Genomic DNA, 22,928 nt, shown 5'->3' on the forward strand with positions numbered 1-22,928 from the left:
TCCTCACTACTATTATTTATGGATATTCTGGATAAGATTGTAAAAATCCTTCTTTTATATTGCGTTTCGCGATTAATCTTTTTTCAGACCAATATTGTCTTAATAATCGCGGATTGGCTTGGGTCCGTCTCAGAGGCAGAACCACCTCGTCCCCCGTCTCGCAAGAAAGATCTCCTACATCAAGAACCGTTAACTGCATACCAATCTTTCCGGCAACAGGAATCTTATGCCCTTGTAAGGTCACAGTCTCTTGTCCCCTATAAATTCCGCAAAGGGCTAAAAAGTTCTTGATGACAATCTTAATAAAATCCCAAACTCCTTGGGGAACAAAATGAGGCTGAACACCAAATCCATCGGCATAACCCACAGGAATCACAGCTAATTGAGTCTCGGCCTTAGTTCGATAAATACTTTGGTAGCCGACAAAGGTTCCTTTGGGTACCCGGCGCAGGCTAACAATACGGGCCTTGGCAACCCATGGATCCTGCAGTTTAAGCTTGCCTGCAAAGGCCGTGGCAGGGAAGTGGCCGATCAAGAGGGTTCCCGTCCGAATAAAATCATAATGCCATTCAGGATAGTCCAAAAAGGCAGCACTATTGCACACATGCTTCCATAAGCCTGTAAACCCATGTTCCTCGAGAACTTTTACCCCTCTCTGAAAACATTCCACTTGCTGCCGGGTATAGGCTTGATCCCGTTGAGCAGCCCGAGCCAGATGGGTATAGACGCCTACAGGGGTGATGTGGGGGGATTCCTTTAATAACCCGGCAAGTAGTTCCCAATCCTTCTCGAAAAAGCCGGTTCTCCCCATTCCCGTCTCCAGCTTAAGGTGGACTTTAGCCTCTTTGCCCAATTCTGCAGCGACAGCTTCCCATTTCCTTAGCATATAAAAATCCGATAGGGTCAGCTGGAGGTCTCCTTCAAGGGCCTCTGCCATTTGCTCCGAGGATACCGGCCCCAAAACCAAAATAATCCCTTCCACTCCATGCTCACGCAGAATAAGACCTTCTTCCGCAGTGGTCACCGCAAAAGCCTGGCAGCCAAGTTTTTGGAGCGTACGGGCAACAGGAACCGCTCCCAAGCCATAGGCGTCAGCTTTGACTACGCTCATGACTCGTGCACCCGGGCTAAGATGCTGAGTTATTTCTCGGTAATTATTCGCTATGGCGTCCAGATCAATATCAATCCATGCATCACTCATAGAGTATCGCCACCTTTTGTGAGTTTGTTCATTTTACCCTTTATTTCTCTGCCGCAGCTTCCCGATAATTCCTTTGACCACATCGGAGTATACCGGCTCAAGGGTGTTCCAGAGGAAGTAGACCACAGGACGATAGACCAAATCCCATTCGCCGATGAATTCGGTGTACTCTCCGTTGAAGCCTTTTTTGAAACGGTAAAGGCCATAGAGGGGATTGTCCTCGGTGAGATGGCCAGGTACCCCGCGGAAATCGTAGAGGGTGCAGCCTTTGGATTTAGCCCAGCGGATCATTTCCCATTGAATCAGATAATTGGGCATCACATTTCTATGGGAGTTAGAAGAGGCACCATAGAGATACCAGGCCTTTTCTCCGATAATCAGGGCCAAGGTACCTGCGATAATCTGTCCTTCATATTCGGCAATGAATAGCTCCGCCATGCCGGCAGAATGAAGTTCATCATACATATCTTCGAAATAGGAGTAGGCCCGGACCAGGAATTTATCTCTCTCCGTAGTTTCCTTGAGCACTCGATAAAAATCGGGCAAATCTCCTTTAGTACCAATGCGGATGGTGACTCCCTTTTTTGTCGCTAATTTAATATTATAGCGGGTCTTCTGGTGCATTTGAGCCAATAGAGTCTCTTCGTCAGGGGCGATGTCCAGACGGAAGACATATTTAGGTTGAACTCCTTCGAAGCCCTTGCCGGTTTCTGCACTTCGGAACCCCCGGCTCTTCAAGTAATTCTCTAAATCTTTGTCTGAAGAGGGAACATCCGGGTCGATTTTCAGGAAAATAGCCCCCCGCTTTTGGGCTAATTTTTTAACCTCGAGAAGAAGGGCATCAAATAATTCGTGATTGGTCCAATCGAGAACGGGTCCCCGGGAAGCATAAAAAATGGGAATTCCCACGACAGGTATCTTCCGTTCGAGAATAGAGATGGCGGCTACAATTTCACCATGGTCTTCAAGGACTAAACGCCATGGTTTCCAGCCGGTTCTATTTTTAAGTTCTCCCCAGCCCCAGGTCTGCAGTACATGACCCTTCGAGTGGCGAGCCATAAATTCATCAAAACGCTCTTTTTCAGCGTTATCTATCAGTCTTGCTGTATATGGCATCCCAACAGCCTCCCGTATATCATACTTCTTATGTTAATTTTTGCCACAAATAGGCAAGCCCAAACGACTTTTACCTAAAACTATTCCATGGCCCCTAGGAGCCATGGAATCGCCTTTAAATCATCTATTGGTTAATGTGGCTTGGACAAACTCTCTAAAGAGGGGATGTGGACGATAAGGACGGGATTTGAATTCCGGATGGAACTGAGAAGCCACAAACCATGGATGATCAGGATACTCTGTGATCTCTACAAGGCGTCCATCAGGGGAAGTTCCTGAGAATTTCAGACCGCCCTTTTCTAATTCCGCGCGGAATTGATTATTTACTTCATAGCGATGGCGATGGCGCTCATAGATCACTTCATCCTGATAAATGGAGCTGACCTTAGTGCCCTCGATAAGCTTGACAGGAGATATTCCCAAGCGCATGGTTCCTCCCTTGTCTTCGATCTCTTTCTGTTCAGGCAGGATATCAATGACAGGGTAAGGTGTGTCTATATCAAATTCAGAGCTGTTGGCATTTTTCATGCCGCATACATTCCGCGCAAATTCAATGACTGCAGTCTGCATGCCTAAGCAAATTCCTAAGAAGGGTATTTTATTTTCCCGCGCATAGCGAATCGCTTCAATCTTACCTTCAATTCCCCGGTTGCCGAATCCGCCGGGTACAAGAACTCCGGATACGCCCCTGAGCAGCGCCTCGGCCGAAGACCCTTCAATCTCTTCCGAGTTGACCCAGCGTATTTTAACTTTCGCCAGATGTTCAATTCCGGCATGACGCAAGGCTTCGGCTACACTCAAATAGGCATCGGGAAGCTCCACATATTTTCCGACAATGGCAATTTCCGTTTCACTCAGAGGATTATTAATGCGATCAACCATAGCACTCCACTCTGTCATATCAGCAGGAGGTGCTTCAATACCCAGAATCTTAAGAACGATATCATCCATGCCTTCTTCTAAGATATTTAAAGGAACTTCATAAATACTCTTAGCATCCACCATTTGGATAATGGCTTCACGATCGATATCACAGAAGAGGGCTAGTTTTTCTTTCATATCGTTGGAAATAGCATGTTCTGTGCGGCAAACCAGAATATTGGGCTGAATGCCGATTCCCCGAAGCTCTTTAACGGAATGCTGAGTGGGTTTTGTCTTGAGCTCACCTGAGGCATTCAGATAGGGAATGAGGGTCACATGAAGATAAAGGACATTGTCTCTGCCGATATCACTGCGCATTTGACGAATAGCTTCTAAATAGGGCAGGGATTCAATATCTCCAACGGTACCACCGATTTCCGTAATCACAATATCCGGGTGGTTTTCCCGAGCTACTCGGTAAATGCGTTCCTTAATTTCGTTAGTAATATGGGGAATGACCTGTACTGTTCCGCCTAAGTAATCTCCTCGTCTTTCTTTGTTGAGGACGGACCAATAGATTTTTCCTGTGGTTACATTGCTATTTTTAGACACAGGTACATCAATAAAACGCTCATAATGCCCAAGATCTAAATCCGTCTCCGCTCCATCATCGGTAACAAAAACTTCACCATGTTGGTAAGGACTCATAGTCCCTGGGTCAATGTTAATATAAGGATCAAATTTTTGTATGGCCACACTTAATCCCCTATTTTTGAGCAAGCACCCCAGAGCGGATGCCGTGATCCCCTTTCCCAAGGAGGATACTACACCACCTGTGACAAAAATAAACTTCGTCATCTTTCCCTATCCTTTCTCGACCAATTTCTAACGTCTCTTTGTATTTAGGATTTCCGCACAGCAGTAAAATGATAATTAATCATTGAAAAGCCGAACGCATGCACATAAAAAAAGCTAGTCCGCAAGACGCACTAGCTTTATTTTCACCATTTATACTTATTCTAGCCAGATTTCGATTGGCTGTCAAGGCGATTCAAGAGAATACCTCTTAGTTTATTTTCTTTCGCCAAGATTCTTCATCAAGCTCAAATTCATCAAACCTACCAGGATTCTTCGTTGTTAAAGGAACCCTCTTCAAGCTCCGAATCCGATTCATCCCCACCATCTTCCCCGTCATCAAAAAGAATATCCTTGCCCTCTAAATCTAATTCGAGTTCTTCATTACTATCATCATAGGCTAATCCTTTATTCAATAAGGTGATGGTTGGTATTTTCCGCGAACTTTTGCTGGGGACCCAAACTTTAAGTCCCCACTCTCCGTTGCCTGCATAGGCAAAACGGGCATCTAAATTGATGTGAGTCAATACGCCCGAGATAGCAGCCGGATCTTGCGCACGTTCTTGCCGTGTGAGCACTTCCATGATTAAATCCTGGTAATGCATAGCACGTCCTTGGGATGCAAGAATCTCATAAGCCATATCTTCATCAGAGAGCTTTACTTTCTGTGTTAAGGAATGGGTCAATATTACACCGCCCTTCATGTTCATCTCCGAATATTTAGACAGTATATTCGACTCACCCCTAATTATTTCCTGCTAGTATTCTGTAACACTTAAAACTTACATTAATTTCTTACTACATTCTCTCCGGAGCAGTAACACCGAGGATGCCCAAAACATTAGCCAGAACCTGCTTGGTGGAACGAACCAGGCCTAAACGTGCTTCCCGTAATCCTTCCTCATCTACCAAAACTCTTTGGCTGTTATAGAAGGAGTGGAAGAGCCCTGCCAAATCCAATACATAGCGTGCCAAGCGATGAGGCTCTGTTAAACGTGCAGCTACTTCAATCTCATTAGGCAATTCGGCGATTTTCTTCAGAAGCTCCCGCTCCTCGTTGCTCTGGAGTCTCTTCAGGTCCCCTTCTTGAGGTATTCCAGCCGTGTTGTAGCCCTGCTCGGCAGCTTGGCGCAGAATGCTGCACAGCCGTGCATGAGCATATTGGACATAGTACACGGGATTATCTGAAGACTCCGCTTTAGCCAAATCCAAATCGAATTCTACCGTGGAATCAGGATCACGCATGATAAAGAAGAAGCGAGCGGCGTCCTTGCCTACTTCATCCATCAATTCTCTTAAGGTAATATACTGTCCGGAACGCTTGGACATGCGGACCACTTCGCCATTTTGAATGAGGCGAACCAGCTGCATCAAAATGATTTGGAGATTCTCGGGATCGTATCCCAAGGCGGACATAGCCCCTTTCATGCGAGCTACATGACCATGGTGATCAGCACCCCAAATATTAATGACCCGGTCAAATCCCCGGTCAAATTTGTTCCGATGGTAGGCAATGTCCGCTGCAAAATAAGTGGGCGTCCCATTACCGCGTACCACAACTTCGTCCTTTTCATCCCCGAATAAGGTGGATTTCAGCCATTGAGCCCCTTCTTTTTCATAGATATATCCCTGCTGCTCCAGTTTTTCCATGGTGTCCTTAACAAATCCGGAGTCATGCAAGGATTGCTCACTAAACCAACAATCATAGTGGACACCCATATCGGTAAGGGTCTCACGGATACTGGTCAGCTTCTCTTCCAAGGCATAACGGACGAGAAACTCCCGGCGTAGATCCTCCTCCACATTGAGGTATTTATTCCCTACCTTTTCTATCAACCCTTTAACGGTGTCGATAAGGTCTCCACCATGATATCCTCCCTCGGGGAAAGGAACATCCTGACCCATGAGCTGAAGATAACGGGCTTCCAGGGAGAGGGCAAAATTATGGATTTGGTTTCCTGCATCATTGATGTAGAATTCCCGGCTGACTTCGTAGCCTGCCATGGCCAGCAAGGAGGCTAAGCTATCCCCTAAAGCCGCGCCCCGGGCATTGCCCATATGGAGCAATCCTGTGGGATTGGCACTGACAAACTCCACCTGGACCTTCTTTCCCTGACCCAGGTTTACTTTTCCGTAATCTGCCTCAAGATTTAAAACTTCCGGAATGACCCCTGTGAGCCAGTTGGGATCCAAACGAAAATTAATGAATCCGGGGCCGGCAATTTCACTGGAGGTAATAAACGTTCCTTCAGTATCCAAATACTTAATCAGGATAGTGGCAATATCCCTGGGGGCTTTGCGAGCTTGCTTGGTTAGGACCATGGCCAGGTTGGTTGCCCAATCCCCATGCTGCTTTTCCCGGGGCTCTTCCAATACATAATTGGGTAAACTTTCAAAGGTAAGCTCACCTGTTTTTTGGGCCTCCGCCGCAGCCTTTGCCAGATTGGCATAAATCATGTCTTTAATATTAATGTACAAACTCATCGAGGAGCGTCCTCCTTTATATTAATCCACAGAGAATTATGACTGACCCATTGATCGTCAATAAAAAGATTATATTTTAGAGTAATATTTCCACCCTGCTCTGTCAAGTCAATCTTCATATCCTCAGTAAAAACCTGAAGAAACAATGACCCTTGAGGCGTAGCATAGGCTGAACCGTGGAGAATTCCCCGTTCGAAAACCTGTTTTTGATCTATGGCCCCCATACGATTTAGGGTTACCTTAGCAGGTTCCACCTTCAGACTGGTGGTTACCCCAGCTCCCCCGGCGGTTTCCGAATCACGGTAAATAATATAATAGCTGCCCTGGCGTTTATGTAAGTTTCCCACTGTGGAGAACTCTATGCGTTCCTCGGACCCTTCTTCATAGCTTTGGGTACTTACGACCTGAATTAACATTTCTTTGACCACGGGAGTCTCCTTTCTCTCTTGTCTGCAGGTACTATTATATATCAACCTTTCCGTTCTGTGTGAGGGAAAGTGAAAAGAAACGCGCGCTTCTGTTCCGGAGAGGAGCTGTGAGCGGGTTGTCTATGGGTGAAGTCTCTGGAAATCGATCTCCAGGATTTTGCTTTACACCGGTAGCTCCATAAGCTGCGCGGACAAAACTAACGCTCAAGCCCTCCGCTCCGTCGGGTACCCGGCCAAATCGCTCCTGCTCAATGGCCGGTTGGAAACGTCCTGTTTCCAACCCGACTCCGCTGCGCGCTTTTCGCGAAGTTTTGTTTCCGCTCGCTTAAATTCGCTCACTTTTGTAAAGCAAAATCCTTGGGCTGCTTTTCGGGTTTGAGCGAGCGGGGCGTTGTGGGAAATGCAGTGCAAGTCGCCTGATCCGAGCCGCTTTTTCCGTCTTTACCGACGCCGCTTGAGCGGCATGGTCGGCTACTCCTGGAAGGGCTCCGAAGAAAAGAACAACTCTAAAGACGGCCCCATAAACGGTTCACAAAAGGCCCTCGCTTACAAACAATCTCAGGCCCCCAAGAAAAAACTAAAAAAGACCTGCAAGTGTAGCTTTACGCACAAAAGCGAACGGATTTAGCGGAGGGGCGGCCAGGTGAACGAGGCTTTCTTAACTTAGACGGGCCACTGGTTTACATGCAGAAAGTAGCGGGGTTTGGCCCGGCTGTTAAGAAAGCGAGTGAACCAGCCCCGGAGCTATGGAGTGAGCGTTGTGCGTAAAGCTACACGACCCGGACACTATTTTTCGTGCCGCCTATGCAGCACGAAGCCAACATGAAGCTCTATCCTGACAAAACCATACAGAAAAGCAAGATGGCAATGCTTCATACATTACCACCTTGCTCTTTAGTATACCCTATTTAAGGGTTACTTCTTCCTACTTATTGCAGATATTCCCCTCGGGGAGTTTTGATGATACGCTGGATCTTCTCCTCAATTCCAGTCTCCGCATTGATGTAAACAAGGTATTCCTCATCCTGATAGAGTCCACGGAATTCGTAAGCCATAACCTCCCGGTTGCCCTTGACCGGAATCACAGCCGTCCGGGTCTCTTTGATTTGGAAGCCCTGTCTGAGCTTGGTTCTTGCTTGCTCAAGAGTCAGCTTTTTGGTGAAATTGCGTTTTTGGTGATAGGCATAGTAAGGAGTCGAATCGTAACCGATAATCTGTCCATTATCTAAAGCCACCGTGACTCGGAGTTTATCAGGGTAATAACGTGTACCGCTTTCATCCCGGACGTACTCCAGCTGCAGATATCCACCAAAATCCTCAGTGGAGGTCAAAACCAGATTCCATTCTAAGGACTTAAGGGTCTGGGCTACCTTTTCCTTAGCTTGCTCAGCACTCATGGTTCGCTCGTTAAACTCCCGCTGATCACGATAAATCAACACTTTGCCGCCCCGTTTGCTGACAGTCAGGAAGATATCTCCCTGCTTAAAGATGTAAACTCCTAAAGCGCCCTGACTGACGCCGGAAAACTCCGGATTGCTTCCTGGATATCCTACCTTGCTCAGGAAATCCTTGGCTGCCTTCATGGCAGTCTCTTTATCCACCTCATCACGGGGCAGACCGAGGGGTTCCTTTACAGAACGGGATTCGTATTCTCCCACATAGGAGAAAGGTGGGAGCTTTTGCAGACTGGCATTCAATTGGTCCAGTCCGGAGCGCACTGAACTGGAAGGGCCATCTGCCGATTCCGCCGCGGCTTCCGCTGTTCCTGTCTTCAGAAGGCCAACCATACGATTCCACAGAGTCCGATTATCCAGCCACGCCAGCCCCTCGGTATCCACTCTTTGGACCAGATTCTGTACCTTTTCATTAACGGACAAAAGACGTGCGTGAACATCAGTGAGATTTTTATCATCTTCTGTAGTGGGTGTATGACCCACTGAGATTTGATACGCTAGACTTCTTGTGAGATCTCCTGTACGATTTAAAAACTCACTAATATAACTTAGACCATTTTCTTCGGCCGGAAGCTGTGCCAAATCTTTAACCGCAGATTCACTGATGCTTCCTGCCTGGCTTAAATAAAGTACTTTTTGGCTGGAAGTAGAAGCTACACGACCTTTAGCCAAATCTGTCTCCAATTGGTCCAGATGGCTGGCAAAATCCCGTAAGGAACGTTGATATTGGTTTGTGCTGACTTTTTCCAGTTGTTCCGCCTGACGATACTCAGTAAATCCCCAAGCCAGGGAGAGGATTAAAGCGGTTCCTAAAATCCCAATCCAAAAGTTTCTGCTCATGCAATCCCCTCCTAACGAGTGAAAATATGATTGCCGATTTGCATAATTTGCGGCCTGGACCAGATGAATTTATTTTTGGTCTTGGCCGGGTTGAAAAAATAAATGGCTCCCCCTGTAGGGTCCACTCCCGTTACCGCTTCTCGGGCTGCTTTAAGTGCCGAAGCTGTAGGGGCCATATTGATCTGCCCATCCGCCACACTGGAAAAAGCGAGAGGCTGATAGATTATGTCTGCTAGGGTATTAGGAAAGGCCGGATCCGCTATGCGATTGAGAAGCACAGCAGCTACAGCTACCTGTCCTACATAGGGTTCTCCCCGGGCCTCGGCACTGACACAACGTGCTAATAGGTTAACATCCACATTTTTCGGTCCGACAGATTTTCCTGAGGCATTGGTGCTGCCCCCAGTCATAAGCTTGAGCTCTTTAATGGTCTGAGCTCCGGCTATTCCATCCACCTTTAAGCCCCGCTCCTTCTGAAAACGGGTCACGGCAGCCTTGGTCTTCGAGCCGTAAATGCCATCAACCTTTCCGACCACATAGCCCAAAGAGACAAGCTTTTTCTGGAGTTCAGTGACCTCCGGGCCTCTTGAACCTTGGCTTAGGGTTCGATCACCTAAAGCTCCATAAGCACCACTGGCAAGTATTAGAGCAATGCCTAAAGCCATTACCCCTACCCACACTCTCTTTTTTGTGATCATCATACTCACCTCACACCTAGATTTAATCTTTCTTAGTGTGGCTGAGGAAATGAATTATTATCCAGAAATCCAAGGAATTTTTATAGCCAGGCAAATAAGTAAAAAGACAGTCCTTTGAGAACTGTCTTAGCGTAGATCAAACGAATTATCCAAATTGTATTTTTACCGGTTCAGAGAGCAGCCTGACTACTTCCCTAACCCTTCATGATAAACGGCTTTAAACGTTTCCACAGCCTTGGCCACGTCAGCCTTGAAGCCCATCTCGTTAAGGGTCTCGCCCACAAGCTCCATAGCCCTAATAAACATTTCTTCAGTAGCATTACCCATATGACCGATACGGAAAGCCTTCCCTGCTAGATTAGCCAGAGAACCGGCGATGATCATACCTTTTTCCGCCAGCTTGGAGCGGAACTCGGCATCATTTACTCCTTCCGGATAAAGGATGCAGCTCAGAGTGGGGGCAGCGATCTCTTCAGAAGCCAAGGCCTTCATACCGTACTGAGCGAGCCCCGCCCTAACGGCCTTCCCTAAAGCAGCATGGCGCTTATAGCGAGCTTCCAGGCCTTCGGCCATGACGATTTCCATTCCTTTTTCATAGGCATAAATCATATTGACGGGATGGGTGGCGTAATACTTACCAGGATCCTGCATAGTAGGCAGCCAGCGCAGGATATCCATATAGTACGCGGCTACCTTATCCATGGCTTCTCTTGCCTTTAAAGCTTTCGGTCCAAAAGCAACGATGGCTAAGCCCGGAGGAACTCCAATAGCTTTTTGGGAGCCGGTGAGAACGAGGTCGATTCTGTAGTCGGGATGTCCGTATTCTTTTTGCATATCTTCTTCAATAGCGGCTGTTGCACAGACTCCATCCAGGATAAAGAGAGGACCGTATTTCTTCACTGCCGGAACCAGCTCTTCCAGATTGGACATTACCCCGGTGGAGGTATCCGCATGGGTCACCGTTACAGCTTTGAAGCCTCCTTCGGCAAGCTTTTCCTCAACAGCAGAGATTTCAACATGTTTGCCCCACTCGGACTGGAGCACTTCAACCTGAATACCATGGGTTTGGGCCAAAGGGATAAAACGGTCGCCAAAATAGCCATGACTAATAACCAAAATCTTTTCTCCAGGTGCCACTGTGTTGACGATGGCCATCTCCATGGATAAAGTTCCTGAACCGGCGACGACAAAGACTTCGCCATCGGTATTGAACATACGCTTGGTCATATCCAGGCTGTTCTTGAATTTCTTAACCAGTCTGGGGTCCGTGTGGGAATGGGTCTCCTGAGCTAATGCTTCATATATTTCATCCACAACCGGTGTAGGTCCAGGTATGAGAAGCATTTCTTGATTAGGCATGGGGTCATCCTCCTTTTATTTACGTCTGTATTATTCCTAATCCATAGAAAATTATCATCTTATGATATTTACAGGAATCAATAAGTGTTCTATAGCAGATTTATTTTTCCTGCCTCTTCCATTAAAAACATTGTATACATGGTGAAAAATAATGCTATTTCCCGAATTGAGATGCAATTTAGGGGAATTTAGGTTTTTATTTACTGACTATCTTATTCCGCTTATCGAGAGATATAACTTATTGAGATAGATAAAGCGCTTATAGGTTAAACCAATAAGCGCCACGAAGTATTGAACATCTTTAACTTTTAATCCAACTACTTTTTATCTTTGAACCAACGACTTTTAATCGTTAATCCTTTACCGGTCAGTTTCCAACCATAGTCAATTCGAAAATGATTAAAATCGTCCAGGCTTAATATACTAATATGGGTATAGAGCTTAATATCTTCCCCCAGGTCAATCGCCTGATATTCACCTAGTTCCTCTTCTTTAGGTTCACCTAGCTCTACAGTTGGCCATCCCACATTTTTAGCTATAGCCGTCATTCCGTTGTCCAGGATAAATTTCTTGGCAGCGGTTGTTACTAAGAGCTTCAAGCCCATTCCCTCCTACTTCAGTTGCGCTTTTTAATCGTTAGAGCAAATTCTACTTTATAATATAATTTAACTGATTTCCCCTAAACATTCAATATATTTCAGCAATATTAAAAGTCCGCATTTTTAACGGTGCGCGGGAAAGCTACTACATCGCGAATATTGGATATTCCGGTTAAATACATAATCACCCGCTCAAAGCCTAATCCGTAGCCTGCATGACGAGTGCCTCCGTATTTACGGAGATCCAAATACCAGCCGTAATCCTCCTTATGCAGCCCCATCTCATCCATTCTCTTCTCCAAATAATCTAAACGTTCTTCCCGCTGACTTCCACCGATGATTTCCCCCACTCCAGGAACGAGAAGATCCATAGCCGCCACAGTTTTTTCGTCATCATTTAAACGCATGTAGAAAGCTTTGATATCCTTGGGATAATCGATAACAAACACAGGCTTCTTAAAGATCTGTTCCGTCAGGAAGCGCTCGTGCTCAGTCTGGAGATCCGTTCCCCATTCCACAGGAAATTCAAAGCGATCCTTTTCTTTTTGAAGAATTTCAATGGCTTCCGTATAGGTAATTCGGCCAAAGTCTGAATTGACGATATTCTCTAAGCGGCTAAATAAAGTTTTATCCACGAATTCATTGAAGAAGGCCATTTCTTCCGGAGCATGTTCCAAGACATAGGTGATCAAGTATTTCATCATTTCTTCGGCAAGTTCCATATCATCTTGTAAATCTGCAAAAGCAATCTCCGGTTCAATCATCCAGAATTCTGCAGCATGGCGGGCTGTATTGGAATTCTCAGCGCGGAAGGTGGGACCAAAGGTATAGACATTGCGGAAAGCCATGCAATACGTTTCTGCATTGAGCTGGCCGCTTACCGTCAGGTTGGTTTCTTTGCCAAAGAAATCCTTGGCAAAGTCAATCTGTCCTTCTTCAGTCCTGGGCAGAGCATCCAAATCCAAGGTGGTGACTTGAAACATCTCCCCGGCTCCTTCAGCATCACTTCCGGTAATAATAGGGGTATGAACATAGACAAAGCCTTTATCCTGGAAGAACTTATGAATGGCATAGGCCACCAGGGAGCGAACACGGAACACGGCAGAAAAGGTGTTGGTCCGGGGTCTAAGGTGAGCGATGGTCCGCAGATATTCAAAGGAGTGACGTTTTTTCTGCAGAGGATAATCCATGCTGCAGGATCCCTCTATCACGATGGACTGAGCCTTTAACTCAAAGGGTTGTTTTGCTCCGGGAGACTCTACCAGCAGGCCTTTTATGATTAATGAGCTTCCTGTGGCAACCTTGGAAATCTCTTCGAAGTTGCTTAAACTTTCTTCAAAAACCACCTGAATGCTCTTAAAAAAGGTGCCATCGTTGATTTCGATAAAACCGAAGGCTTTAGACACTCTCAGTGTACGAACCCATCCGGAAATCTGAATCTCTTGATTAAGGTATGCCTGAGTATCACGATAAATCGACTTGATCAAGGTGTTTTCCATTACTGGACAATCTCCCTTCATATTCTAGCTTGTTGCTTGTAGTTTTCATCTGTCTTTGACCAGTATAGTCTTCCTCATACCCAATTTAATTCTACATTTTTGTTAAATAATCCTCTATCCTCATGAATACAATACACACTCACAAAACAAAAAGGTATTTGACCTATAACAGAGAATATTTCAACGTTACTTCTGTTACATTAACCATGACAGAAGCTGAAAAACTTAAACAAAGGCGTTTAGGGGGAAAATTGGACATGACGTACGTTCAAGAAGTTCTGGAGCAAGCGATTAAGCGCAATCCCGGTGAAACTGAGTTTCACCAAGCATTGAGGGAGGTATTGGAATCTCTCCAACCCGTTCTGGACAAACGTCCCGATCTTAAGGAAGCAGGAATTCTCGAGCGAATCGTCGAGCCTGAGCGGCAGATCCTATTCCGGGTTCCCTGGGTTGACGATCAAGGCAAGGTTCAAGTGAATCGTGGTTTCCGCGTGGAATACAACAGCGCTATTGGACCTTATAAAGGGGGGATACGTTTCCATCCTTCAGTGTATTTGGGTATCATAAAGTTCCTAGGTTTTGAGCAGATCTTTAAAAACTCCCTGACAGGCTTGCCGATTGGCGGTGGTAAAGGGGGCAGTGATTTTGATCCTAAAGGAAAATCCGAAGGGGAAATCATGAGGTACTGTCAAAGCTTCATTACAGAACTATATCGCTACCTTGGTGCCGATACAGACGTCCCGGCGGGGGATATCGGTGTTGGCGCACGGGAAGTGGGCTATATGTTCGGTCAATATAAGCGGATTACCAACAAATATGAAAGCGTTTTTACCGGAAAAGGCCTGACCTATGGTGGCAGCTTAGCACGTACCGAAGCAACGGGATATGGATTGGTCTATTTTATCGACGAGGCTCTTAAAGCTATTGATAAATCCTTTGCCGGAGCGACGGTCATCATTTCCGGCTCGGGCAATGTCGCCATCTACGCTACCCAAAAAGCAACCCAATTGGGGGCTAAAGTCGTGGCCATGAGCGATTCCAGCGGCTATATTTATGATAAAGAGGGTATTAAGCTGGATACGGTTCGTCAGCTCAAAGAAGTTGAACGGAAACGTCTTAAAGACTATGTCATGACTCATCCCACTGCCGAATACCATGAAGGCTGTGCAGGCATCTGGACGATTCCCTGTGATATCGCTCTCCCCTGTGCTACTCAAAACGAATTGGACGGGGAAGCGGCCAAGGCTCTCGTTCAAAACGGATGCTATGCTGTGGGCGAAGGAGCCAATATGCCTTCTACTCCGGAAGCTGTGGATGTGTTCCTCCAGAACAAAATCATCTACGGACCGGGAAAAGCAGCCAACGCCGGAGGTGTAGCTGTATCCGCCCTGGAGATGTCCCAAAACAGTATGCGCTATTCATGGACCTTTGATGAAGTGGATGCCAAGCTCAAAACAATTATGGTCAATATCTACCACAATGCCAGCAAAGCCGCTAAAGAATTTGGTTTCGAAGGGAATTTGGTGGCAGGGGCTAATATCGCCGGCTTCCTTAAGGTAGCCGAAGCTATGAAGGCTCAGGGAACGGTTTAATCGTTCACGGATTGATATGCTACCCCCAGATAGGACAGTGAGGTAAAAACACTGTCCCGTCTGGGGGTGTTTCCTTCCGCCGGCAATCAACGAATCACTTTAAGGGGCTTTTTGGCAGGGGGCCACTCCTTAATCGTCTCAGCTATGGTTTCAAGCAGCTTCTGGGCCTCTTTTCTTTTTTCCTCTTTTAGCTTCCCATCAAGATGAGTCAAATTGGTAAGGGCTGTTGTCAGCTCGAAAAAGGTCGCGCTGATGGTTTTGCAGCAGGTATCGCAGCGTTCCACATACTTGGCAGCGGCGTTGGGATCAATTTCCGTTGGGAGGTTGTGGGTCGGTAAGGGAGTAGTGTTTGTTGGGGAAGCGGCGGCGTCCGTTCGGTCACACAATCATTCACTCTAATGCCCGCCCTTTCGTCATAGTGTCTCATGACACACTATGCCGACGGGCAAGGGAGAGTGAAGCCTATGGGGATTTCGCAATTTAAAGGGAGGAACCCTTCCGACAGATACAAATGGGCTTATGACCTGCTCTATTCTTTGCTATTTGTTGACCAATCGGAATATAATGGATATAAACAGCATGCCCTCAACTTCGTCTACTGAGTGGATAGGCATAATGATGACCTCACCCCATTAAACTTTTGGAGGGATAAAAGAATGAGAAAAGTGAGCTATCTTTTCTTAATCATGCTGGTTACAGCCAGTCTCTTGTCAGGATGCGCCAAAGAAGATCTACCCGTATCCGAGGCCAATATCCCCAGCGCTCCGGCCATGGCCCAACCCTTAGCACAGGCTTTAAAACTATCCGATGAAGAACTGGTTTACGAATACTGCAGCGGCATCGACCTCGCCCTAGCCGATAATTTGCTGTTCACTCAGGCCAAAGATATTCCGACGGAAACCCTGTACATATTTTTTTGCTACATAACCAGTCCGTCAGAAGGTTCGGAGAACATTCAGGAACAATGGCATAATAAAACCGATGACAAATACCATGTGCCGATAGCCGACATCGAAAACGTATTAAACCGCTATTTTGACGGCTACCATTTCGACCCCGCTCAAATCGACGGTTACCAGCCGCAGACCAAGGAGATTGTCATCGGCGGTCTGGGGGGATTTGGTGGAGGCCGTTTCCCGAAATTAGTTTCCAAAGAACAGCTGAGTGACGATACCCTGAAGCTGACCGTAGATTATTACGATTTCGATTATACAGAGGTTTTCTATACTAAAGTGTATACTATTCGTTTTACCGAGGAAGGTTCTCAGTATTTGTCTATCCAAAAAGCGGAGTAGGATCTCTTTGCTCCGCACTTATACCTTCTCATATGTTAAAAAGACCGGGGCACATGCAGCCTCGGTCTTTAGTATTTTTAAACGAGAGAAGGACCTGCCTTCTCTCTTAAGAACTATAGTTCACTGAAATCCAAGGTGGCGAAATAATCCTCTAGGATTTCCGCCCGGCGGATCAGCTTCACACTGCCGTCCCCTTGCAGCAATAACTCAGCATGACGCAGCTTGCCATTGTAGTTGAAGCCCATGGCATGTCCGTGAGCACCGGTATCATGAATCACCAGGATATCCCCGATATCGATCCGGGGCAGTTCCCGGTCCACGGCAAATTTATCGTTATTCTCACATAAGCTTCCGGTCACATCATAAATATGGTCCTTAGGCAGGTCTTCCTTACCCATGACGGTTATATGGTGGTATGCGCCGTATATTCCCGGACGCATCAGATCCGCCATGCTGGCGTCGACACCGATATAGTGTTTATAAATATCCTTACGATGAATAACCTGGGTCACCAAATAGCCAAAAGGTCCCGTTACCATGCGCCCGCATTCCAAGCAAATGCGCAAAGGATCCAAGCCGTTGGGAACGATCTTCTCTTCGTAAACTTTACGGACTCCTTCACCGATAGTCTCCAGATTGACCGGCTCTTGTTCCGGACGGTAGGGGATGCCGATTCCTCCGCCAAAATTCACAAATTCCAGGCGGATTCCCAGCCTTTCTTTCAGCTCTATGGCCAGATCAAACATCATCTCTGCTGTCTCAATGAAGAAATCAGGGTTCAGCTCATTGGAGATAATCATAGTATGAAGCCCGAAACGTTTCACTCCTTTATCACGAACGATCTCGTAAGCCTGGAATAATTGTTCCTTAGTTAAGCCATATTTGGATTCTTCAGGGCTGCCGATAATGGCATTTCCCTCCCGCAGGAAACCGGGATTATAACGGAAGGAGATCACCTCCGGCAGGCCGGCATGCTTTTCCAGATAATCAATATGGGTAATATCGTCTAAATTGATGATCGCCCATAAATCCTTAGCTTTTTGAAATTCGTCTGCAGGGGTATTGTTGGAGGTCAGTATAATGTTCTCCTCTGTGATTCCCGCCTTTTCTGCCAAAATCAGCTCAGCCAAAGAGCTGCAATCTGCTCCAAAGCCTTCTTCCCGAAGGATCTTCAGAATATGGGGATTGGGGAGAGCTTTGACGGCAAAATACTCCTTAAACTCCGGTGCCCAGGCAAATGCCGACTGAAGTCTTTGGGCATTTTTTCGAATGGCTACCTCATCATAAATATGAAAAGGGGTGCCATAGTCCGCTATAATTTTCCGCAATTGCTCTTGATTAAAGGGTAATTTTTTTGCTGCCATATTCTTCTCCTCTCCTAATACTATCAATCGATAGAAATTGTTAGAGTCTGATAGTGCAAAAAAAGGCTACGAGTCTCCCCGTAACCGTTTCTCTAAGGCGAAAATATAGTCTAAGCCCCAAAACTTCACGAGATAGCACTCCACCGAAAATCCGGTGACAGTCTTGCATTTTTTCAATGGAAGACCAGCTAAGACCCTTTGTCTTTGGCCTTTGCTTCGGCAGTGATTCCTTTCCTTATCCGTCATAGCCTGACGCGCTCGGGATAATTACTCTTAATGCACTGCGCCTCTATCATTCACTCTATGAATTATCTATACATTATGGAACAAGATGTTACCCTTGTCAATACATTGCTTCCGTATACATTGCCCCTGCCTTTATTCTTTCGCATTCTGCAGATTTTCCATGATCCCCCGATTGTGAAAAACATCCTCCACCTCTAAGTTAAGCTGGCCACCCTTTGTGCTTTCTTTGGGCTTCTCGCCATAATCCATTGTATTTGATCCGGACTCTTGAGTCTGACTGATCACACCTGCCGGTTCCCATAATTGGCGCTTCATCTCTTTAGCGGTATTCTTCCGGTCGTCCATGCGGGATTCCTCCTTTTATCCTGACAAAATCAATTGCTTGCTGGTTCTGTCTTTAGAGTACCCGAAAACGCCCAAAACATGTTAAAGAAACAATACCTTCAGAGGCTCAGCAATGGATGTCAGACCGATGACCAAAAGCAATCCATAGACCAGCTTCTTAAATTGAGCTTCATTAATTTTTTTCCTAAGGGGCTGACCGGCCACATAGCCAAGAATAACGGCCAAAATCATGCTGACAAGCACTATTCCAAAGGAAAGAGTAAAGCTCTCCCGGAATACAAGAATTTTGGAAGCGGTGGTCATGGCGTATTGGAAAAAGAAAAAGTTGACCGTAGTAGCTTGGAAGGCGTCTTTGGATAGATGCTTAATAAGCAACGCGACGACGGGTGGACCGGGGATGGCCGCTAAGCCATTGAGCAGACCTGAAGAAAAGGCCACTAAGGTGAAGCCCTTTGAAGATACATTGATGCTTCCTTCCTCTTCCACCGGGGCTGTGGCTACAGGGATTTTCTTCTCAGAGGCGCTGCCTTTGAGTTGTAACCACTGATAGAAAACATAACCAATGAGAATAATTCCTACAACCCCTTTGATATACACTTCATTCATATATCCACTTAAAGCAACACCCATAACCAATCCGGGAATACTTAAGAGCAAGAGTCGGAGGATTAAATCCCAGCGGGCTAACTGCCGCATTTTAAATCCCTGCAGGGCGGAGCCCATCATGGATAAAATCATTCCCGCCAAAAGAGCTTGTTGACTGGGTAAAACAAATAAGAGAAGGGGTACCGCCACAAGTCCGAATCCAAAACCCGTTAAGACTTGAATAAACGTAGCAAAGAAAGTGATTCCGCTCATGACAAGCCATAATTCCCCTGATAACATCTCCACACAAACACCCTCTTTAATCCAGATTCAATCTAGTATTATTCTCGGTCTCATAACTTTTCCCTTTTTTTGCACGAATCTTTCCCTGGTTAAGAAGTTTATAAGCTTGACAGCCATCCCTTGCATTTCCTATAGTGGATGAGGAAGTAATTTTTAAGCGCCACTGTGATACTCAGGTGAACCCAGAGAAAGGTGATTCTTATGGCTCAAAAAACCAACGCCGCCCGAATCCTTGACCAAGCCGGTATATCCTACGAATTGATCTCCTATGAGGTGGATGAATCAGATCTTTCCGCCACCACCGTCGCCCAAAAGGTGGGGATGCCTCCCGAACTTATCTATAAAACCCTGGTAACCCGGGGAGATAAAACAGGCGTTCTCATTGCCTGCATCCCCGCCCATTATGAGCTGAACCTTAAGGCTCTCGCTCAAACGAGCGGCAATAAAAAAATGGAAGTCGTTCCTCTCAAAGAAATTCAGCCCTTAACCGGTTATATACGGGGGGGCGTCTCTCCTTTGGGAACGAAAAAAAGATACCCTGTCTATTTTCAAGAGGATATGCTCCATCACAGAAAAATTGCCATCAGCGCCGGAACACGAGGATTACAGATCGTTATTCTACCTCAGGATCTGCTTAATATCACCCAGGGAAAGGTTGGCTCTATCGCTAATCCTTCCTAAAACTCCGATCAATCTTCTCCTCGAAATCTATGAACTCTCTCTTTCCTTGTATGAAGATGGGCAAGAGGTAAATACTAATCTTATGTCGCTTTGAATTAGGGTAAAGGAGAGATTCTATGAGTTTCCGGCTTCCTCAGTTCAACCCACCTAATTTTGATGGTGAGCCTTTTACAGGCGCTCCCAATGCAACCCTTGTTGAAGTCCTTCAGGATGGTGTCGCACCCGACCATTTCCATGGTATGTCCATTTATCCTGAGTACTTTAAAGTCAATGGTCAATGGGTCCTTGCTTCCCAAAGTCGTATGGACGGTGTCCCTGTGCTTATGGAGGACGGAACGATCCAAATCCTTGAATTCCGCAATCTTAAGAAAGGCCATAAGGTGGTGGTAGGGCGGACAGAAGATGCTAGTGAAGGCATTTATGTCTATGCCGAAGGCTTTGCTTCCAAGGATAGCAACGAAGATATTTTCGCCTTTCGATCCGGCCGTTCCAGGGAGACTGCTTATTCAAAGGATTATAATCATCTTTATGATGTGCTGCGCCACGAAAAAGATCAAGGCTACGTGGTCTGGGTGTTAGGACCGGCGACGGTTTTTGATTACGACTCCCGGATAGCTCTTGCCGCCTTGATTGAAAAAGGCTATGTTCATGCTATTCTGGCCGGTAATGCCATGGCCACCCATGATCTTGAAGCCGGTATCCTGGGTACTGCTTTGGGTCAAAATACATATACCCAAGAGTCTCAGCCCAATGGCCATTATAATCATTTGGATGTGATCAATATGGCACGAAAAGCCGGGTCACTGGAAAAGCTTATCAAAACTCTGAACCTGACAGAGGGTGTAGTGTATGCTGCTTTAAAAAAGAATATCCCCTTGGTTCTGGCAGGATCCATCCGTGATGACGGACCCCTTCCCACTGTTTGGGCTAATGTCTACGAAGCCCAAGATGAAATGCGCAAACAAACCAAAAAGGCAACCACCCTCATTTGCCTGGCCACCCAGCTCCATACCATCGCTTCCGGAAATATGACACCCGCCTATACTGAGCGGAATGGACAACTGCGTCCAATCTACATCTACGCCGTAGATGTAGCAGAGTTCGCCTTAAATAAGCTAAGAGATCGGGGTTCACTCGAAGTAACCACCATCGTGGCCAATGTACAGGACTTTCTTGTCAATGTGAATAATAATCTTATATAAATAAGGCAATAAGGCCAACGGCCTATGGGGAGAATAGAATGAGAGTAAAAATCATCCAGTCCTTTCGGCAAGAAGGGCTGGAGAAAAAAATGAATGCCTTCTTGCAAGAGAATGAAGGTAAAATCGAAATCATCGAAATCCAATGGAAAGCTTTTTTAGAGCATTATGTGATGATCCTTTACAAAGAGAAAAAATAACCCTGATAGTGAATAAAAAATAGTCACGAACACTGAATCGTGACTATTTTTCTATTCACAGTTATTTTATGACAAAGGAGCTCTTTAAGGAAACAATCAAGTTAAAAACTAAGTTTTCCGGGGTAGTATATTTCGGATCCACATTAAAGTATCCGTGACGGGGGAACTGGAATTTATCTTGAGGTTTGGCCTCTTTCATATGGGGCTCCACAAACCCTTGCCATACTTCCAAAGAGTTGGGATTAATATAATCCAGAAAGGTCTTGCCTTCTTCCTCCACCACATCATCCTGAATTAACACATCATAGAGGCGAAATTCTGCCGGCACTGCCTGGGTGGCTTCTACCCAATGAATGGTCCCCTTAACCTTGCGGCCGGCAAATCCTGTACCACTTTTTGTTTCCGGATCATAGGTGCAATGAATTTCCAAGATATTGCCCTCATCGTCCTTAATGACCTCTTCACATTTAATAAAATAGGCATCTATCAAGCGGACTTCATTACCTGGGTAAAGCCGGTGGTACTTCGGCGGAGGGACTTCCATGAAATCCTCCTGCTCGATATAAATTTCCCGGGAGAAAGGGATTTTGCGTTTTCCCATCTCAGGATTCTCTTTATTATTATCTGCATCCAGGATTTCCACTTGGCCTTCAGGGTAGTTGGTAATGACCACTTTCAAGGGACGGATGACAGCCATGGGCCGGGGCACTTTGAGCTTCAGATCTTCCCGAATAAAGTGCTCCAGCATTTTGGAATCCACCACACTGTCCGCTCTGGCCACACCAATAGCTTGGGCAAAATTGCGGATGGCCTCAGGAGTATAGCCCCGACGGCGCAGCCCGGAAATGGTCGGCATTCTGGGATCATCCCAGCCGTCCACCACCTTTTCATCCACCAGCTGCTTTAGTTTACGCTTGCTCATTACCGTATTAGTCATATTCAGGCGGGCAAATTCATATTGATGCGGGACATGCTCCATCTCGCATTCCCGAACGACCCAATCATATAAAGGGCGATGATCTTCGAATTCTAAAGTACATATAGAGTGGGTTATACCCTCTATAGCATCCTCTAAAGGGTGGGCATAATCATACATAGGGTAGATGCACCATGTATCCCCTGTATTATGATGAGTGGCATGAGCGATCCGATAGAGAACGGGATCCCGCATATTGATGTTGGGAGAGGACATGTCAATTTTAGCCCGGAGAACCTTCTCTCCGTCCTTAAATTCACCTTGACGCATTCTCTCAAAGAGCTCCAGGTTCTCTTCCGCGCTGCGATCGCGATAAGGACTTTCCTTACCGGCCTCTGTCAGAGTGCCGCGGCTTTTTCTAATCTCCTCGGCAGATAAGTCACAGACATAAGCTTTGCCTTTTTTGATGAGAAGAAGGGCTCGCTTGTGCATCTCATCAAAATAATCCGAGGCAAAAAAGAGGTTATCCCATTCAAACCCCAGCCACTTGACATCTTCTTTGATAGACTCTACATATTCTGTATCTTCCTTAACCGGGTTCGTATCGTCAAACCTTAAATTGGTTTTTCCTTTGAATTCACCAGCTAAGCTAAAGTTCAAACAAATAGATTTGGCATGTCCAATATGCAAATAACCATTGGGCTCGGGGGGAAACCGTGTAGTGACTCCTTCTACTTTTCCCTCTCGTAAATCCTCAAGGATAATGCTGCGTAAAAAATTGGAAGACTTATTCTCATTATCCACGAAT

The 22,928-nt window shown here is 46.1% G+C and carries 21 protein-coding genes, 1 pseudogene and 1 riboswitch; of the genes and pseudogenes, 5 read left to right on the forward strand and 17 right to left on the reverse strand.

From position 1 onward, the window contains the following. Positions 1 to 16 precede the first annotated feature (16 nt). The 12 genes from alr to asnS all read right to left on the reverse strand — a co-directional run bounded on the left by alr (position 17) and on the right by asnS (position 13,394). A complete protein-coding gene (gene alr, locus DESDE_RS20210; protein ID WP_014795885.1) occupies positions 17 to 1,201 on the reverse strand; it encodes an alanine racemase in 1,185 nt (394 codons plus the stop codon). 33 nt (positions 1,202 to 1,234) lie between these two features. Further along, positions 1,235 to 2,317 carry a lipid II:glycine glycyltransferase FemX gene (locus DESDE_RS20215; protein WP_014795886.1) on the reverse strand — a complete coding sequence of 361 codons (1,083 nt, stop codon included), beginning with the start codon at positions 2,315 to 2,317 and terminating at the stop codon, positions 1,235 to 1,237. 120 nt (positions 2,318 to 2,437) lie between these two features. Continuing rightward, positions 2,438 to 4,036 carry a CTP synthase gene (gene pyrG, locus DESDE_RS20220; protein WP_014795887.1) on the reverse strand — a complete coding sequence of 533 codons (1,599 nt, stop codon included), beginning with the start codon at positions 4,034 to 4,036 and terminating at the stop codon, positions 2,438 to 2,440. A 260-nt stretch (positions 4,037 to 4,296) separates the two neighbouring features. After that, positions 4,297 to 4,737, reverse strand: coding sequence for a DNA-directed RNA polymerase subunit delta (rpoE, locus tag DESDE_RS20225; RefSeq protein ID WP_014795888.1), 441 nt, complete (start codon positions 4,735 to 4,737; stop codon positions 4,297 to 4,299). 94 nt (positions 4,738 to 4,831) lie between these two features. Continuing rightward, on the reverse strand, positions 4,832 to 6,517 hold the full coding sequence (gene argS / locus DESDE_RS20230; RefSeq protein ID WP_014795889.1) for an arginine--tRNA ligase: 1,686 nt from the start codon (positions 6,515 to 6,517) through the stop codon (positions 4,832 to 4,834). After that, the gene (locus tag DESDE_RS20235; protein ID WP_014795890.1) at positions 6,514 to 6,945 is read right to left on the reverse strand and encodes a YwiB family protein; all 432 of its coding nucleotides are present in this window, start codon (positions 6,943 to 6,945) and stop codon (positions 6,514 to 6,516) included. Before DESDE_RS20235 ends, argS begins: the two co-directional genes overlap by 4 nt. Positions 6,946 to 6,979: 34 nt before the next feature. Further along, positions 6,980 to 7,225, reverse strand: coding sequence for a hypothetical protein (locus DESDE_RS21410; RefSeq protein ID WP_014795891.1), 246 nt, complete (start codon positions 7,223 to 7,225; stop codon positions 6,980 to 6,982). A gap of 649 nt (positions 7,226 to 7,874) precedes the next feature. After that, positions 7,875 to 9,239: a PepSY1/2 domain-containing protein gene (locus DESDE_RS20240; protein WP_014795892.1), complete on the reverse strand. Its 1,365-nt coding sequence runs from the start codon at positions 9,237 to 9,239 to the stop codon at positions 7,875 to 7,877. 11 nt (positions 9,240 to 9,250) lie between these two features. Next, complete coding sequence (sleB, locus tag DESDE_RS20245; RefSeq protein WP_014795893.1) at positions 9,251 to 9,937, reverse strand: spore cortex-lytic enzyme; 687 nt, start codon at positions 9,935 to 9,937, stop codon at positions 9,251 to 9,253. A 186-nt stretch (positions 9,938 to 10,123) separates the two neighbouring features. After that, positions 10,124 to 11,296, reverse strand: coding sequence for a pyridoxal-phosphate-dependent aminotransferase family protein (locus DESDE_RS20250; RefSeq protein ID WP_014795894.1), 1,173 nt, complete (start codon positions 11,294 to 11,296; stop codon positions 10,124 to 10,126). A 317-nt stretch (positions 11,297 to 11,613) separates the two neighbouring features. Next, positions 11,614 to 11,901: a hypothetical protein gene (locus tag DESDE_RS20255; RefSeq protein ID WP_014795895.1), complete on the reverse strand. Its 288-nt coding sequence runs from the start codon at positions 11,899 to 11,901 to the stop codon at positions 11,614 to 11,616. Positions 11,902 to 12,002: 101 nt separating this feature from the next. Then, positions 12,003 to 13,394 (reverse strand): asparagine--tRNA ligase, encoded by a 1,392-nt coding sequence (asnS, locus tag DESDE_RS20260; protein WP_014795896.1) that lies wholly within the window; start codon positions 13,392 to 13,394, stop codon positions 12,003 to 12,005. 257 nt (positions 13,395 to 13,651) lie between these two features. On the opposite strand from asnS, the gene gdhA reads away from it, so the two are divergent. After that, positions 13,652 to 14,986, forward strand: coding sequence for an NADP-specific glutamate dehydrogenase (gene gdhA / locus DESDE_RS20265; protein WP_014795897.1), 1,335 nt, complete (start codon positions 13,652 to 13,654; stop codon positions 14,984 to 14,986). Positions 14,987 to 15,072: 86 nt separating this feature from the next. On the opposite strand, the pseudogene DESDE_RS20270 reads toward gdhA, so the two are convergent. Then, positions 15,073 to 15,324 (reverse strand): annotated as a pseudogene (locus DESDE_RS20270) (hypothetical protein); the annotation flags it as partial. A gap of 318 nt (positions 15,325 to 15,642) precedes the next feature. Between DESDE_RS20270 and DESDE_RS20275 the strand changes: the two are divergent. Continuing rightward, on the forward strand, positions 15,643 to 16,281 hold the full coding sequence (locus tag DESDE_RS20275; protein ID WP_014795899.1) for a hypothetical protein: 639 nt from the start codon (positions 15,643 to 15,645) through the stop codon (positions 16,279 to 16,281). A gap of 113 nt (positions 16,282 to 16,394) precedes the next feature. Here the strand turns inward: DESDE_RS20275 and lysA are convergent, their stop codons facing one another. The 3 genes from lysA to DESDE_RS20290 form a co-directional block, all read right to left on the reverse strand. Beyond that, positions 16,395 to 17,645 (reverse strand): diaminopimelate decarboxylase, encoded by a 1,251-nt coding sequence (gene lysA / locus DESDE_RS20280; RefSeq protein ID WP_014795900.1) that lies wholly within the window; start codon positions 17,643 to 17,645, stop codon positions 16,395 to 16,397. A gap of 125 nt (positions 17,646 to 17,770) precedes the next feature. After that, a riboswitch (Lysine riboswitch) is annotated at positions 17,771 to 17,945 on the reverse strand. 78 nt (positions 17,946 to 18,023) lie between these two features. Then, on the reverse strand, positions 18,024 to 18,236 hold the full coding sequence (locus tag DESDE_RS20285; RefSeq protein ID WP_014795901.1) for a hypothetical protein: 213 nt from the start codon (positions 18,234 to 18,236) through the stop codon (positions 18,024 to 18,026). A gap of 81 nt (positions 18,237 to 18,317) precedes the next feature. Further along, positions 18,318 to 19,127, reverse strand: a complete 810-nt coding sequence (locus DESDE_RS20290; protein ID WP_014795902.1) for a sulfite exporter TauE/SafE family protein — start codon at positions 19,125 to 19,127, stop codon at positions 18,318 to 18,320. Positions 19,128 to 19,325: 198 nt separating this feature from the next. Between DESDE_RS20290 and ybaK the strand changes: the two genes are divergently transcribed. The 3 genes from ybaK to DESDE_RS22165 all read left to right on the forward strand — a co-directional run bounded on the left by ybaK (position 19,326) and on the right by DESDE_RS22165 (position 21,204). Beyond that, positions 19,326 to 19,805: a Cys-tRNA(Pro) deacylase gene (ybaK, locus tag DESDE_RS20295; RefSeq protein WP_014795903.1), complete on the forward strand. Its 480-nt coding sequence runs from the start codon at positions 19,326 to 19,328 to the stop codon at positions 19,803 to 19,805. A 116-nt stretch (positions 19,806 to 19,921) separates the two neighbouring features. Next, a complete protein-coding gene (locus DESDE_RS20300) occupies positions 19,922 to 21,007 on the forward strand; it encodes a putative NPN-dependent ornithine cyclodeaminase (RefSeq protein WP_014795904.1) in 1,086 nt (361 codons plus the stop codon). 38 nt (positions 21,008 to 21,045) lie between these two features. Then, positions 21,046 to 21,204, forward strand: a complete 159-nt coding sequence (locus tag DESDE_RS22165) for a hypothetical protein (protein ID WP_014795905.1) — start codon at positions 21,046 to 21,048, stop codon at positions 21,202 to 21,204. Positions 21,205 to 21,265: 61 nt separating this feature from the next. Here the strand turns inward: DESDE_RS22165 and DESDE_RS20305 are convergent, their stop codons facing one another. Further along, positions 21,266 to 22,924 carry a glutamine--tRNA ligase/YqeY domain fusion protein gene (locus DESDE_RS20305; protein WP_014795906.1) on the reverse strand — a complete coding sequence of 553 codons (1,659 nt, stop codon included), beginning with the start codon at positions 22,922 to 22,924 and terminating at the stop codon, positions 21,266 to 21,268. Positions 22,925 to 22,928 lie beyond the last annotated feature (4 nt).

Source organism: Desulfitobacterium dehalogenans ATCC 51507, from assembly GCF_000243155.2.
GTDB classification, from domain to species: Bacteria; Bacillota; Desulfitobacteriia; order Desulfitobacteriales; family Desulfitobacteriaceae; genus Desulfitobacterium; species Desulfitobacterium dehalogenans.